Below are 13,672 nucleotides of genomic sequence, written 5' to 3'. Positions count from 1 at the left end.
AAGGATGCTCGTTCTTCTGCGGGGAAGGTCACCGGCTGACTCTCACCTCCTCCGAGCCCCACCATTCCGCAGCAAATCCACGACAGCGCTGCCTGGACGAAAGCGGCGGAGCGCGGCGCACTGACGAGTACCGTTTTTGCTGTGGCCGGGTCGTATAGGGGAGTAGCCCCTGGGGGACCGGCTTCCGGGGCCCGCCTCCGGGTCCACCACAGCCCAACCACATTAACTTATGATAGTTTGGCGATCCAGGTTCAGGCCCTACCCTTCCGCATCAGGAGCAAAGTGACTGGCAGGCTCGCCACGGTCCCGGACGGTGGCCAGTACCGATCGCTTTCTTCGCGGGCTCCTCACTGCACCTGCCTGAGGATCACCGCCGCCCCATCCAGCGGCGGTGTCAGGGGCCGCGCTCTCGGCCCCGATCAGCGCTTCCGCTTATCGGAAGCCTTCGGCGCATCCTTCGCCTTTGTCTTCGCCTCCGCCTTGGACAAGGCCTTCTTCGGCTTCTTCGGCTTGTCGACCGTCACAGGCTCGGCCAGTGCCGCTTCCTTTGACTGGGGAGCCGTAATGTCAGCCGCAATGGGCGCCGGGCTACCCTCTGCCGCAACTTCACGCTCGGCTTGGTCCCAATGCGCCTGATGCTGTCCCTCCGGGCGTCCCTCCCGCTCCCATATCTCGTAGGCGCGTTGCTGGATGCGTGCGCTGTCTGGCATCAACTCCTCACTCCGTCAGACCGCGCTTTGGCGGCAGGAACCCACAGCATCACCACTGAGGCACGCCCTCACAAGGGTTCAATCCTTCCCGGACCGGCAATGCCGCACCTCCACGGCGCCTCAAGGTGGCGACTCCGAGGTTTCGCGCAGTGAAAGATTCGTTTCCATGGCCAGGATCAGATTTTGAACCGAACCGACAACGATCTCGTGTCAATCCTGACCAGGATGGGCCTGCTCATGGGCGCGTACTCTCGGCTAACCTCCGTAGCGGTAGCTGTGGTGGGCCCAGAGGCGGGTCCCGCAAGCCCGGTCCCCAAGGGGTCGCACCCCTGCACGACCCGGCCACAGCAACCGCCCATTCACCGGCGCCGCCCCGATCGCGGCGCCGGTGGAAAGGCGCCAAGGCTGGCAACGCCAATCCTGCATCTCGCCACCGCCTCAACCTGACGCCTGGGCGGCCAGAAGGTCAGTCCAGGTCGTTGTGCCTTATACTATCCTCGATAGTGGTCAGGACGGCATAGGCCAGGTTCAGCTCGTTCCAGGCGGCGAATTCGGCCATGCCGGAAACAACAGAATGGGAGCAAGCGGGAAGCGGCGTGCCAGCCGTAGGCCAGGCCGGCAGAAGGACAGCTTGCCGGGTAAGAGGCCTTGCACGCGGCGTGATACTCTGCTGGGTGTGGCGCTGCTGATTTTTCAGTCCCCTGCGCAGCGTCCGAAGCACGTCACAGGCCAGCGACAGCAACCTGCCGGGAATATTCAACTTCGGCCCGACGACCAGGGCCTTCTGCCACCGGATCAGTGCCTCGCTACCTGGAGAACACCTTTCGACTAGCTTTCCGGGCTTCATGATTCCGTCTTCGGCTGCGTTCGGCGTGCTGGATTCGATGCCCCGGCGGCCTGCTGGGCCGTGATCGTCCCATACCCAATCGTGGTGATCGGGATTTGCCCAGCGCGCAAGCATAGGGATGTGACAATCAGGCCTGCGCCGCGACCTCGCGGATCGCGGCCCGCTCCTGTTCCGCAGCCATCGGCTGTTCCTGTTCTTCCTGCTCGCCGGATCGCTGGCAGGAGCCGATGCGCCGTGCCGATGAAAGCACCAACTTCCCAGCGCCTCAGGCGCTGCCGCGCCGGATCAGTTCGAAGCCCAGATCCCGTTCCGGCCCGCCCGTGGCACCGGACATGCGGCCCAGCACCATATCCGCTGCGGCGCGGCCGATGCCGCGCGGGTTGACGCCAATGGTGGTGACGCCTGGCGGGATCTCGGCCGCGATGTCGAAATCGCCGAAGCCCGTCACGGCGATCCGGCCCGGCACCGCCCATCCCTGCAACTGGCATTCGAGCACGGCGCCGGCGGCGAAGGCGTCGGTCGCGCAGAACAGGGCGTCCATTGCCGGATCGCGCGCGAACAGCGCCCGCACCGCCTCGCGGCCCCGCGCGATACCGGAGGGGCCCTCCTCTGGCTGAAAGACAAGGTCGGTGGGCAGGCCGGCGGCCTGCATGGTTTCGCGGAAGCCCTCGCGGCGGCTGGCGAAGCGATGGGTGGTCACGCGGGGGAAGTCCACATAGCCGATGCGCCGCCGCCCTGTGGCGATCAGGTGTTCCGCCATCCGCCGTGCCGCCAGGTGATTGGAAAAGCCGGCGGCCATGTCCATCGGCGGCTGGTCGAGATTCCAGGTCTCCACCACCGGGATGTCGGCGCCGCGGATCATGGTGCGCGACAGTGGCCCGTGATCCACCCCGATGACAACGAGTGCATCCGGCCGATGGCCGAGAACGGTGGCCACTGCGCGCCGCTCCTCCTCGGGCGCGGGACCGCACTCCGCGATCAGAAGCTGGTAACCCGCCTCGCGCAGAGGGCCGGAAAGGCCCTCCAGCGTGTTGCCAAACTGCACCTCGGAAAGCGAGGGGATGGTCGCCGCCACCACGTGGCTGCGGCTGGAGGAGAGCTGCGCTGCGGCCCGGTTGGGCACATAGCCGAGCTTGGCCGCGGCTTCCGCAATCCGGGCCCGCGCCTCGGCTGAAACGCGGCCGGAGTCCCGGTAGGCGCGGGAAACCGTCATCATGGAGACGCCGGCCATCCGGGCCACATCGGCCATCCGCACCCAGCCGCTGCCACGCTTTCCCATCCGGTCCTTACCGATGAATTCCTCCACGAGAGATGCCATGGATCCAATATCCATCATGGCAATCTTTCCTGGCCGGGCAATTGGAGGACGGACCGATCGCCCGATCCTTCAGAAGGGACGCGCGACGGGTTCGTCGCGATATGGCGCGCCCTGGCATGGGGCTGCGGCCTTGCGGTGCCACGCGCAGGATGTCGGCGTCTTGCGTGGCGGGAGGGCGGCCATGCCTGGACCTGCAACGCGACGTGCGATCTTGCAGATGTAATCCACTTGGGCCGCCGTCATGTCGCGCCAGAAAGGCAGACCGATGGCACGGGAGGCGATGGCTTCCGTGACCGGCAGAAGATCGCGCGGGCAGTCGGCATAGGCGGGCTGGCGGTGACAGCCTTCGCCCCACCAGCGCAGTGTGCCGATGCCCTCCCGCGCCAGCATTTCGACCCCCTCCAGCCGCTCCGCCGGCCAGAGGACGGAGAGGGTGGCGCTGACCCAATCTTCCCCGAAGCCGGGCGCCAGGGGCAACCGGGTCTCGCCAGCCAATGCCTCCGCATAGAGACGCGTCACGGAGAGCCAGCCCGAGCGTGTTTCCGGCCAGACATCCAGTGCGGCGAGGCCGATCGCCGCAGCATATTCCGACAGCTTGGCATTGGTGCCGGCCAGCATTGCCTGCCGCGCGCCGAGGAAGCCGAAATTGGAGAGGCGCCGCAGCCGCTCCAGCCAAGCCGGATCGCGGGAGAGTACCGCGCCGCCCTCCCCGATCCCGAAGCTCTTGGTGGCGTGCAGGCTGACGATGACCGGGCTGTTCCCGGCGCGCATGGGCCCGCCTGCGCGCAGCGCATCGAAGGCGGCGGCGGCGTCGATGATGACGGGAATGCCCGTTCGGGCCGCCAGCGCGTCCCAGCGCACCGTGTCGATCGGGCGGCCAAAGGGCGCGACAACGAGGATGGCGCCGATGTCCCGCAGGTCACGGCGCGCTTCCACCGCATCGGGATCCAACGCCCAGGTCGCGGCGTCCACATCCGCGAAATGCGGCACCAGCCCAGCTCCCCGCACAGCCCCGGCACTGGCGACGAAGGTCCAGGAGGGCAGCAGGCATTTCCGCCCCGGCGCCGCGCCGCAGGCCCGCAGCGCGAGGGTGAGAGCGAGCGTTGCATTCGCCGTCAGCGCCACCTGATCCGGTGCCAGGCCCCAATGGGCAGCCAGCCGTGATTGCAGGCGCTGGCAGAGCTGGCCGTGATTCGCGTACCAGCGATTCGCGTCGATCTCCTGCAGATAAGGCAGGATGGCGCGGGCTTCGGGCAGGCGCGGGCGCGCGACGGGAATAACAGGCGTGGTCCCGCCACGCGCGAGATTCAGGTCCGGCGCGGCGAGCGGACCGCTGCTGGCATCGGGACGGGTCGCATCCAGGGGCATGGGGCCGCTCCTGATCATCCTGATCGGGCGCCGTCCGCCAGTGCGGATGGCCAGGGAGAGGCTAGGGTGGGAATCTTTCCAACCCGTTTCTGTCACGCGGGCTCAGACGGCCCGTGCCGGGACATTGAGGCCGGGTCAGCCGCGCATGGAGGCTGCCGGCAGCCGCGTGCGCGCGGCTGCTAGGCGGGCTGCTGTCGGGAACGTTCTGGCAGCCAGGGCCAGCGGGACTGGCGCGGCGCCGAGCAGCCGTGCCAGCAGCCCGGCCCAGCGCATCGGCCGGTCCAGCCGGCGGTTCAGGGTAGCGTGGAAATCAGGGGCAGGCCGCCCCGCCAGGATGGCTTGCGCGGCAGCGATTCCGCCAACCAAGGCCATTGCCACGCCATCCCCGGCCAGAGAGGGCACCACGGCGAACTGGTCGCCGACGCGGTAGAGGCCGGGATCGGCCCCCTTCCCGTCCCGATGGCGGAAACCATAGGGCAGGCCGGCCACTGCCATCGGGCGGGGCAGAAGCGGCTTGGCATCCCGCAACAGCGCCGCTGCGAGAGCGGAGCCCGCGGCGACACGCGCGAGCAGCGCGGCCGGGTTCCGCGCCTCCGGCCCGGCCTCGCCCAGCGCGGCACAAAGATTGGCCCCGCCATCCGGGCGGGGCTGGAGCCCGGCATAACCGCCCGGGAAGGGCAGCAGCAATACCGCCCGGTCCAGGGGGTCGCGAAGACGCAGAGGAAGCTTCAGCCCAACGGCCTCGCCCCGCGCGCGGCGGCTATGGCCGCGCAGCTCGTGCTTGCCAGTGGCCAGCACCAGCGCGGGGGCATCCAGCTCCGAATTGTCTGAGAGACGGGCCGACCAGTGGTGCCCCTTCCTTGCCGCCGCCATTACCGCCCGGCCGCGCAGAAGCTGCGCTCCGGCCGAGGCGGCAGTCGCAAGCAGCGCCTCGTCCAGCACAGCACGGGGCAGGCTCCAGGCGGCAAAGGGAAGCGGCCAATGCGCATCCTGCCTGCCCGCGGCCAGACGGCCCGCCTCGATCGGCAGCACGCCCAGCGCAGGCAGCGAAAGACCCAGCCCATCCAGCAGATCGGCCGCATCCGGCCCCAGGAACTCGCCGCAGACCTTTTCGCGGGGCGCCGCCTCACGCTCGACCAGCATCACCCGCGCGCCGCCGCGCGCCAGGGTGATGGCCGCGGCGGCGCCGGCCGGCCCGCCGCCCAGCACCAGCGCGTCCGTCACCTCGTGCCGAGGCCCGAGACGATCCAGCGAAAAGGAAAGGCCCAGCGCAGTTCCGCCCGCACGCCGGCACGCGCGATCAGCGCTTCCCAATCCGCCCGTGAGAAGCCGCGCGCGATGGAGACCGTGCTGTCATGCACGACCATCGGGTCCATCCGCAGCATTCGCACCCCGGCCCAGACCACCACCCAGGGCAGCATGTGCCGATGCAGGTCGCTGACGAGCCAGCCCTGCCGGGCCCGCGCCTCCATCCAGCGCAGGAAGCGCGGCAGCGTGACATCCTCCAGGTGATGCGTGAACAGGGCGCAGATCACCACATCGAAGCGCTCAGCCGGATCCAGATCGAACAGATCGGCGGTGATCCAGCGAACGGGCAGGTTGGGATGCCGTGTATGGCCATGCGCCGCCGCATGGGGCGAGCGGTCCAGCGCCGCCATTTCCAGCGCCACACCGCGCCGCGCGCCCCAGTCCGCGATCCGCGCGAGCATGTCGCCACCCCCGGCGCCGACATCCAGCACGCTGAGCCGCCGTGCGCCGCTGCGCCGTGCCAGCGCATCCAGCCATCGCAAGGTCGGCCGATAGGCCAGGCTCATGCGGTTGATGCGTTCGAGGTCCCGCAGCGCCGAGGAGAAAGCCGTAAAATCCTGGGCCGCGTCATCCATGATTTCCGGTGCGGTGGAGCGTGCGCGCAGCATCGGCCCCGGCTCCCTCAGACCGTCGCGAAGCGCATGGTTTCGGCGGAAAGGCCGGGGCCGAAAGCCATGGCGATTCCCCGGCGCCCGGGGCCCAGCTCCGCCAGCACGTCGCGCAGCACGAACATGACCGTGGGGGACGACATATTGCCATGCCCCGCCAGCACGGCACGGGAATGCGCCAACGCGCCCTGCGGCGGGCGGCAGGATTCCTCCACCGCGTCCAGCACGGAGCGGCCGCCGGGATGGATGGCCCAAAGATCGAATTCCTCCGCCCCGGCGCCGTCCAGCAGATCGGGCAGGCGCGGCGGCAGGGCACGGGCCAGGCTTTTCGGCACCTCGCCGGACAGAACCATGTCGAAGCCGTTGTCGCCCACACGCCAGGCGATCTGCTCCCGTGCCTCGGGCAACAGGGCACAGCGGAAACCGTCGAGCCGCAGCCCTTCCGGCTCGGCGCTGACCAGGGCGGCGGAGCAGCCATCGCCGAAAAGAAGGAAGCAGAGAAGCTGCTCCACCTCGGGGCGCTCCTGCAGATGCAGGGTGCAGAGTTCCAGATTCACGACGAGCACGCGGGCCCTGGGATCGGCGCGTACGGCATCGCGCGCCAGGCGCAGGGCCACGATGGCGGCCTGACATCCCATGAAGCCGACATTCGTACGGGCCACCGTTTCCTCCAGGCCGAGATGGGCGGCGATGGCATGGTCCAGCCCCGGCGCCACAAAGCCTGTGCAGGACGCGGTAATAAGGTGGGTGATCCCCTTCGGCACGCCGAGCGCGCCCAGCGCCGCGAAGGCCAGGGGCGGCGCCTCGGCTTCCCACCGTGCCATGCGCGCGCGGGTCGAAGGGAAATGGCCGGGGGCATAGAAGCCCTCATCATCCACATAACCGGGGCGGCCATCGGGTCGCAGCACGCTCCATCGTCGGACAATGCCGGCGCGGTCGGCCATGCGGGCAAAGAGGCGGCGCTCCCGCCCTTCGGGAATCAACCCCTCCGCGAAGGCGCGGAAGGTGCCGTGGACCTCGTGGCTTGGCGTCGCCGTGCCGATCCGGTTCAGGAAAACGAAATCCATCGCCCGATAAATCGGGGCGACAAGGAAAATTATCAGAGGCACCAGAAGGGCGCCCCGAACACGAGACCGGGATCGGTCGCCCCGCGGAGCGGGATGACCGGATCAGCGCCCCGGATTTGCGCCCTGGATTAACGCCAAGTCGGACCCGGTGCCTTCCGGACGCGGCGGTTCACCTCCTCAGCGGAGGCGATGTTGCCTTCCCAGAAGTCGTCGATCAGGTCGCGATTGGCCATGACCCAGGCCGAGACACGCTCGAAGTCCTGCTGGCCCAGACCGCCACTCACCTGCATGACAATCGGCTCAACCATCAGCAGCGTCAGCCGGTCCGTGTCCAGCCGCGTGCCGGGGGTGACGGCGACGAGGATATTGTCCTCCCCATGGCCGCGGCGCAGCCAGACCACCTGCGGCAGGCCGGTCAGGTGGGAGCGGATGCGGATCATGTCGTCCATGATCTGGTCCACCGGGCCGTTCTCGACAGGCTCCTCCCGGCGCGCACGCCGGTCGTCGCGCTGGCGGTCCTCGCGACGCTCGTCACGGGGGCGCTCATCGCGGGAACGATCCTCGCGGACCTCATCGCGCGGGCGCTCGGCACGGGGACGGTCCTCGCGGCGTTCATCACGCGGGCGCGGGCCGGCCTGGATCGGCACGGGGCGCGGCTCCTGGCGCATCTCCGGGCTGGGCTCGGGGATGATTTCCGGGCGGGGCGGTTCCGGGGCCGCCGCCGGCGGCTCGACCGGGGCGGGGGCAGCCGGCGGCTCGGCCGCCTGGGCCGGTGCGGGCTCCATCTCGGCAGCCGGCTCCGGCGGCTGGGCGCGGCGGAGGCTCACGCCCTCGTCGTCCACCGCCAGTTCGATCGAGAGATCGGCCTCGAACACCATCCGCAGGGCAGCTTCGAAGGATTCGCGGAAAGCAGCCATGTCGGTGCCGGACGTGCCGAAGCGCTCCATCAACTCGGCCCAGGGCGTGGTGACCGTGGCATCTGCGGTCGCGCGCAAAAGAGCCTCGCGGGTCCAGGCATGAGCGTCCATCGCCTCAGCGGAACCGGAAAGCGCGCGCAGGATGCCGCGATCCAGCGGCACGGCATGCTCACTCAGGCTGGTTAGGAAACGGGTATTCAGCTTCACCTGCGCCGGCCAGCCGCCGCCGCGCGGGCGGCTGCGCGCATCCAGCACGCTCAGCTCCGGCCCGTCATCGACCGAGACCGAGACTCGCGCGGCCAGCAGGCGCTCCAGCTGCTCGGCAAGCGGCGCGGCCGCCCCCTCCACCAGCCCCATCCGGGCGGCGAGGGCAGCGGAGTCGGCGCCCAGCGTCACCGTCGGGCTGCCGGAACGAAGCGCCGCGTCACAAAGAAAGGCGAGCAGGAGGCGCAGCCCCGGGCCATCCGGCAGGGTTTCGCCAGCCGTACCAGGGGCAACGCGCAGGGCGGCATCCGCGCCGTCGCGCCGCCATGCCTCCTTGCCCGGCGCGACCGGCAGGCCGAGGCGGCAAAAGGCAGCGTGCTGCCAAATAACGGATTCGGGCGCGGACGCGCGATCGGCTTCCGCCGCGACGGCTGGATCGGGGCTGGACGTCATGGACGGTTTGGATTCGAACTCAAAAGAGATGGTGAGGATGGCCGCATGGCAAATAACGTCAGCAGGGCGGCCGGACTTTTATGCAGATAATTGCCGCAGCCTGCGGCGGCAAGCCCGGCGACACCAGAAGCGGTGATCCGCCGCGCGGATCGGCCCCCGATGCCGAAGAAAAACTACGGGCCCCGAAAAGATTCAGGCCCCGAAAACATTGGGTAGCGGACGCCCTGTCGGGCCTGGGCCACAGTTCCCTCGCCGGCATTCCGGCGAAAAAAAAGCCGGCCCGTGATCGGGCCGGCTTCGTCATGTCACCCCTCACATCGGAGGGGCCTCGCCGGAGTCGCCGGCGAGAGGCCGTCAGACGGCCTCCTTCAGCTCCTTGGCGGGGCGGAAAGCGATCTTCTTGCTGGCAGCAATCTGGATCTGCTCGCCCGTCGCGGGGTTACGGCCCATGCGGGCCGGGCGCGACTTCACCTCGAGGATGCCAAGGCCGTTGATGCGGATCTTGGCGCCTTCCTTGAGATGATCGGCGAGAGACTGAACGAAATCGTTCACGATCGTCTCGGCCTGCTTCTTCGGCATCTCGTGGCTTTCTGCCAGACCGGCCGCAAGCTGCTTCAGGCTGACCACCGCCGGGGCTGCGGACTTTGCCGCACCCTTCGCGGGGGCCTTCGCCGCCGTAGCCTTTGCCGCGGGCTTCTTGGGTGCCGCTGCCTTTGCCATGTGAACCGCCTGTCTGTTGCGCGTGGTCGCCGAAATCACCACGAAGCGGGGCGGCCAACAATAGGGATGGGGATTTTAGCCAATAAAGACGGGCAAAATTGGCATCGATGCCACAGTTGCCCGCCCGGAGGCCCGCTACGACTCGGGTACGTTGCGGCGCAACTCAGTCAACCAGGCCGCCGCCGTGCCGTCCGAAGGGGCTCGCCAGTCACCGCGCGGGGAGAGAGAGCCGCCCGCCGACACTTTCGGCCCATTGGGTAGGGCAGAACGCTTGAACTGCGAGAATCCGAAGAAGCGGTTGAGGAAGACCTCCATCCAGCGGCGGATCGTCGGCAGGTCGTATTCGGCCCGGCGAGACTCCGGAAAATGCGGCGGCCAGGATCCGCGCGCCGCATCCGACCAGGCCCGGTGCGCCAGGAACGCGATCTTCGAGGGGCGGAAGCCGTAGCGTAGGACATAAAAAAGGTTGAAGTCCTGCAATCCATAGGGGCCGATCTTCGCCTCGGTGCTCTGGATGGCGCCGCTGGCATCGGCCGGCACCAGCTCGGGCGAGATTTCCGTGTTCAGAATGTCGCGCAGCACGTCGGAGACCTCGGCTTCGAAGATCCCCTCCTCCGCCACCCAGCGGATCAGGTGCTGGATCAGCGTCTTCGGCACGCCGCCATTGACGTTGTAGTGCGACATCTGGTCGCCAACGCCATAGGTGCACCAGCCCAAGGCGAGCTCGGACAAGTCGCCCGTGCCGAGCACGATCCCGCCCTCATTATTCGCGGCGCGGAAAAGATAGTCGGTGCGCAGCCCGGCCTGCACATTTTCGAAGGTTACGTCATAGACCGGCTCGCCGCCCGCGAAGCGGTGGCCGAGATCGGCGAGCATCTGCTTCGCGGAGGGCCGGATATCCAGTTCCCGCGCGGTAATGCCGAGCGCCCCCATGAGCCGGTGCGCGCTGGACTTCGTGCCTTCGCTCGTGCCGAAGCCGGGCATGGTGAAGCCAATGATGTCGGTGCGCGGCCGCTGCATCTGGTCCATCGCGCGGGCCGCGACAATCAGCGCATGCGTCGAGTCGAGGCCGCCGGAGACGCCGATGACGATCTTCGGATCGCCGATCGCGCGCAGGCGCTGCATCAGGCCGGAAACCTGGATCGCATAGGCTTCGTAGCAATCCTGGTTGAGGCGCGCGGGATCGGCGGGAACAAAGGGAAAGCGTTCCACCCGGCGCTCAAGGCCGATGTCCTCCATCGGAGGATCGAGGCGGAAGGTCACGGTGCGGAAGGCGTGCGGCTGGATGCGGCGGTTATCGTCGAAGGTACCTTGGCGCGCCCGTTCCTGCCGCAGCAGGTCGAGATCGGTATCGGCAAAGACGATCTGCTGCCCGGCGGGAAAGCGCTCGCTCTCGGCCAGCGTCGCGCCATTCTCGAATATCGAGACCTGGCCATCCCAGGCGAGGTCGGTCGTGGATTCACCCGCGCCGGCCGCCGCATAGACATAGGCGGCGATGCAGCGTGCGGATTGCGAGGCGCAGAGCAGCCGCCGCGTCTCCGCCTTCCCGATCGTGATGTTGCTGGCGGAGAGATTCGCCAGAACCAAGGCGCCGGCCAGCGCCCCCGCATTGCTTGGCGGGCTGGGCACCCAGAGATCCTCGCAAATCTCCGCATGGATAGTCAGCCCCTGCACATCCTCCGCCTGGAAAAGCAGGTCGGGACCGAAAGGGGCTTCCAGCCCGCCGATCCTGATCGTGCCGCCCTCTGTGCCGGCGCCGGAGGCAAAATGCCGACGCTCATAGAACTCGCGGTAATTCGGCAGGTGGATTTTCGGCACCACGCCGAGCAACCGGCCGCGATGGATGGCCAGGGCGCAGTTGTAGAGCCGCCCGGCATAGCGCAGTGGCGCGCCGACCAGCAGCACGGGCATCAGATCGGCCGACTCGGCCACGATGCGCTCGACCGCCGCCACCACTCCATCGAGCAGCGCGTCCTGCAGCAACAGGTCGTCGATCGCATAGCCGGAGACGCCGAGTTCCGGGAAGACAGCCATGGCGGCGCCGCGCGCGTCGCAGTCCCGCGCGGCCGCGAGGATGGCCGTGGCATTGGCGTCCGGATCGGCCAGGGTGCAGCGCGTGGTGCAGGCGGCCAGCCGCGCGAAGCCGTGACGGTAGAGTGCGTGAAAGGTCATCGTGGACTGAACGATCCAGGGGGCGCAGCGTTGACGGCCCGCCGGGGGCGGATCGTCGGGGTAGCCACCATCGCCGCCCGGCGGTGCCTGAGGCAAGACGCGGCCACGTCACGATCCGGCGCCTGTCCAAAGCAGACCCTGCGCGTTACGCAGGCGCTGCCCCTCCGAATGCCGGGATAATCGCCGCATGCCTGATTCCAGCCCCCGGGTGGGTGCGGATTCCGTTTCCCCCTCGCCTCCCCCTTCATCGCCGGCGCCCCAGGCCTCCCGCCGGATCGTCTTCAGCGGCGCGCTTCTCTGCATGCTTCTGGCGGCTCTTGACCAGAACATCGTCAACACGGCGCTGCCGCGCATGGTGGCGGATCTCGGAGGGATGGCGCATCTGTCCTGGGTGGTGACGGCCTTCATGCTGTCCTCCACGGTCACCACCCCGCTCTATGGCAAGCTGTCCGACACCTATGGGCGGCGGCCCATGTTCCTGGTGGCGATCACCCTGTTCCTGCTGGGCTCGCTGCTCTGCGGCACGGCGGGGTCCATGACGCAGCTCATCCTTTTCCGGGCCCTGCAAGGGTTGGGGGCGGGTGGCTTGCTGGTTCTGGCCCAGGCCTCCGTGGGCGATGTGGTGTCCCCGCGGGAACGGCCGCGGTACCAGGGGCTGTTCACCGGCACCTTCGCCCTGGCCAGCGTGGCCGGGCCGCTGCTGGGCGGGATCATCACCTCGGCCCTCTCCTGGCGCTGGGTGTTCTATGTGAACCTGCCGATCGGGGCTCTGGCGTTGCTGCTGATCGGGCTGGGCCTCCGCACCCCACCCTCCCGCCGCGGCCGGCCGCTGGACTTGGCGGGGCTGCTGCTGATGGCAGCCTTCACGACAGTGCTGTTGCTTTTCCTCGCTTGGGGCGGGGTGGAGTTCGCCTGGGTTTCGGCCCCGAGCTTGGGGCTGGCGGTGCTGGTCATCGCCCTTTTTGCCGGCTTTCTGTGGCGGGAGGCGCGGGCGCAGGATCCGCTGATCCGGCTGGGCCTGTTCCGCAACCCCGTCTTCGCGCGCGGCGTGACCGTCGGCGGAATGATGACCTTCGCCATGCTTGGCTCGACAGTCTTCCTGCCACTTTATTTCCAGCTCGTCCTGGGGATGGACCCGGCCCATGCGGGGGCAATGATGCTGCCGCAGGTGATCGGCATGGTGATCTCCTCCGTCCTCGGCGGACGGGCCGCATCGCGGCTGGGGCGGAACAAGGTCTTCATGCTCTGGGGCCTGGGGCTGGAGGCAGTGGCGCTGTGCGGGCTGGCCCTGCTCTCATGGCTCGCGGCGCCCTCCGCCGCCTTCCTCCTTGCCCTGGCGGCGCTGGGGTTGGGCATGGGGATGGGGATGCCGAACCTGACCACCGCCGTGCAGAACGCGGTGGCCTACAAGGAACTGGGCGCGGCGACGGGGGCGATGACCTTCGTGCGGTCACTTGGCAGTGCGGTGGGGGTGGCGGCCTCGGGCGCCATCCTGGCAGCACGGCTCGCGGGGCCGGTAGATGTGGAGGCAATGACGCGGGGCGGCGCACAGGCCCTGGCATCGCTCACCCCCGAGCAGCACGCCTTGCTGGGCGAGGCCTATCGCACGGCACTGGTGGGATGCTTTACCCTGAGTGGCGTGGTGATGACGGCCGCCTTCCTGCTCGTGCTGGGCCTGCCGGAACAGACCCTGCGTGGATCGGTGGACGACAGGCCCGCCTGAACCGAAGCCCCCGCCGCACGTTCCCGGGCCAGGAGGGCCAAGCCCATGAGCGACCGACCGGATAGCGAGACCATGGAGGAGCGCATCCAGCGCCTGGAGCGCCAGCGCGTGGCGCCGGCGGAGGAGGTAAGAAAAGTGCCCCGGGAGGCCGAGGACCGGATGGAGACAGCCGAGGACGAGGCCGCCCGCCCGCCGGAGGGAACAGGTCTGCCCCGCCCGTGACGCCGGGCGTCCCGCGGCAAAGCCATGTCGCGGCC

Annotated in this window: 12 protein-coding genes; 2 read left to right on the top strand and 10 right to left on the bottom strand. The window is 68.8% G+C overall.

What is annotated here, in order from left to right; translation table 11 throughout:
- Nucleotides 1-419 precede the first annotated feature (419 nt).
- From ACO1BU_RS02595 to ACO1BU_RS02550, 10 genes are all read right to left on the bottom strand, one after another.
- The gene (locus ACO1BU_RS02595) at nt 420-710 is read right to left on the bottom strand and encodes a DUF2934 domain-containing protein (protein ID WP_424134337.1); all 291 of its coding nucleotides are present in this window, start codon (nt 708-710) and stop codon (nt 420-422) included.
- 466 nt (nt 711-1,176) lie between these two features.
- Complete coding sequence (locus ACO1BU_RS02590) at nt 1,177-1,671, bottom strand: hypothetical protein (protein ID WP_424134336.1); 495 nt, start codon at nt 1,669-1,671, stop codon at nt 1,177-1,179.
- Between the two features lie 151 nt (nt 1,672-1,822).
- Complete coding sequence (locus ACO1BU_RS02585; protein WP_424134335.1) at nt 1,823-2,893, bottom strand: LacI family DNA-binding transcriptional regulator; 1,071 nt, start codon at nt 2,891-2,893, stop codon at nt 1,823-1,825.
- 51 nt (nt 2,894-2,944) lie between these two features.
- The gene (locus ACO1BU_RS02580) at nt 2,945-4,243 is read right to left on the bottom strand and encodes a DegT/DnrJ/EryC1/StrS family aminotransferase (RefSeq protein ID WP_424134334.1); all 1,299 of its coding nucleotides are present in this window, start codon (nt 4,241-4,243) and stop codon (nt 2,945-2,947) included.
- Between the two features lie 135 nt (nt 4,244-4,378).
- Nucleotides 4,379-5,467 (bottom strand): NAD(P)/FAD-dependent oxidoreductase, encoded by a 1,089-nt coding sequence (locus tag ACO1BU_RS02575; RefSeq protein ID WP_424134333.1) that lies wholly within the window; start codon nt 5,465-5,467, stop codon nt 4,379-4,381.
- Complete coding sequence (locus ACO1BU_RS02570) at nt 5,464-6,159, bottom strand: methyltransferase domain-containing protein (protein ID WP_424134332.1); 696 nt, start codon at nt 6,157-6,159, stop codon at nt 5,464-5,466. The genes ACO1BU_RS02575 and ACO1BU_RS02570 overlap by 4 nt, the downstream gene beginning before the upstream one ends.
- Before the next feature lie 14 nt (nt 6,160-6,173).
- The gene (locus ACO1BU_RS02565) at nt 6,174-7,226 is read right to left on the bottom strand and encodes a type III polyketide synthase (protein ID WP_424134331.1); all 1,053 of its coding nucleotides are present in this window, start codon (nt 7,224-7,226) and stop codon (nt 6,174-6,176) included.
- Between the two features lie 128 nt (nt 7,227-7,354).
- Nucleotides 7,355-8,800 carry a replication protein RepA gene (locus ACO1BU_RS02560; protein ID WP_424134330.1) on the bottom strand — a complete coding sequence of 482 codons (1,446 nt, stop codon included), beginning with the start codon at nt 8,798-8,800 and terminating at the stop codon, nt 7,355-7,357.
- A 354-nt stretch (nt 8,801-9,154) separates the two neighbouring features.
- A complete protein-coding gene (locus ACO1BU_RS02555) occupies nt 9,155-9,520 on the bottom strand; it encodes an HU family DNA-binding protein (protein WP_424134329.1) in 366 nt (121 codons plus the stop codon).
- A 135-nt stretch (nt 9,521-9,655) separates the two neighbouring features.
- Nucleotides 9,656-11,692, bottom strand: a complete 2,037-nt coding sequence (locus ACO1BU_RS02550) for an NAD(+) synthase (RefSeq protein WP_424134328.1) — start codon at nt 11,690-11,692, stop codon at nt 9,656-9,658.
- A gap of 187 nt (nt 11,693-11,879) precedes the next feature.
- Here ACO1BU_RS02550 and ACO1BU_RS02545 point away from each other — a divergent pair, with 187 nt between their 5' ends.
- Nucleotides 11,880-13,415: a DHA2 family efflux MFS transporter permease subunit gene (locus tag ACO1BU_RS02545; protein ID WP_424134327.1), complete on the top strand. Its 1,536-nt coding sequence runs from the start codon at nt 11,880-11,882 to the stop codon at nt 13,413-13,415.
- Nucleotides 13,416-13,460: 45 nt separating this feature from the next.
- Entirely contained in the window at nt 13,461-13,637 is a 177-nt protein-coding gene (locus ACO1BU_RS02540) for a hypothetical protein (RefSeq protein ID WP_424134326.1), read from the top strand.
- Nucleotides 13,638-13,672 lie beyond the last annotated feature (35 nt).

Source organism: Roseomonas chloroacetimidivorans (assembly GCF_049629625.1).
In the GTDB taxonomy this organism is placed as follows: Bacteria; Pseudomonadota; Alphaproteobacteria; order Acetobacterales; family Acetobacteraceae; genus Roseomonas; species Roseomonas chloroacetimidivorans.
The sequence above is the reverse complement of the archived record's forward strand: the minus strand, read 5'-3'. Positions and strand labels throughout refer to the sequence as shown.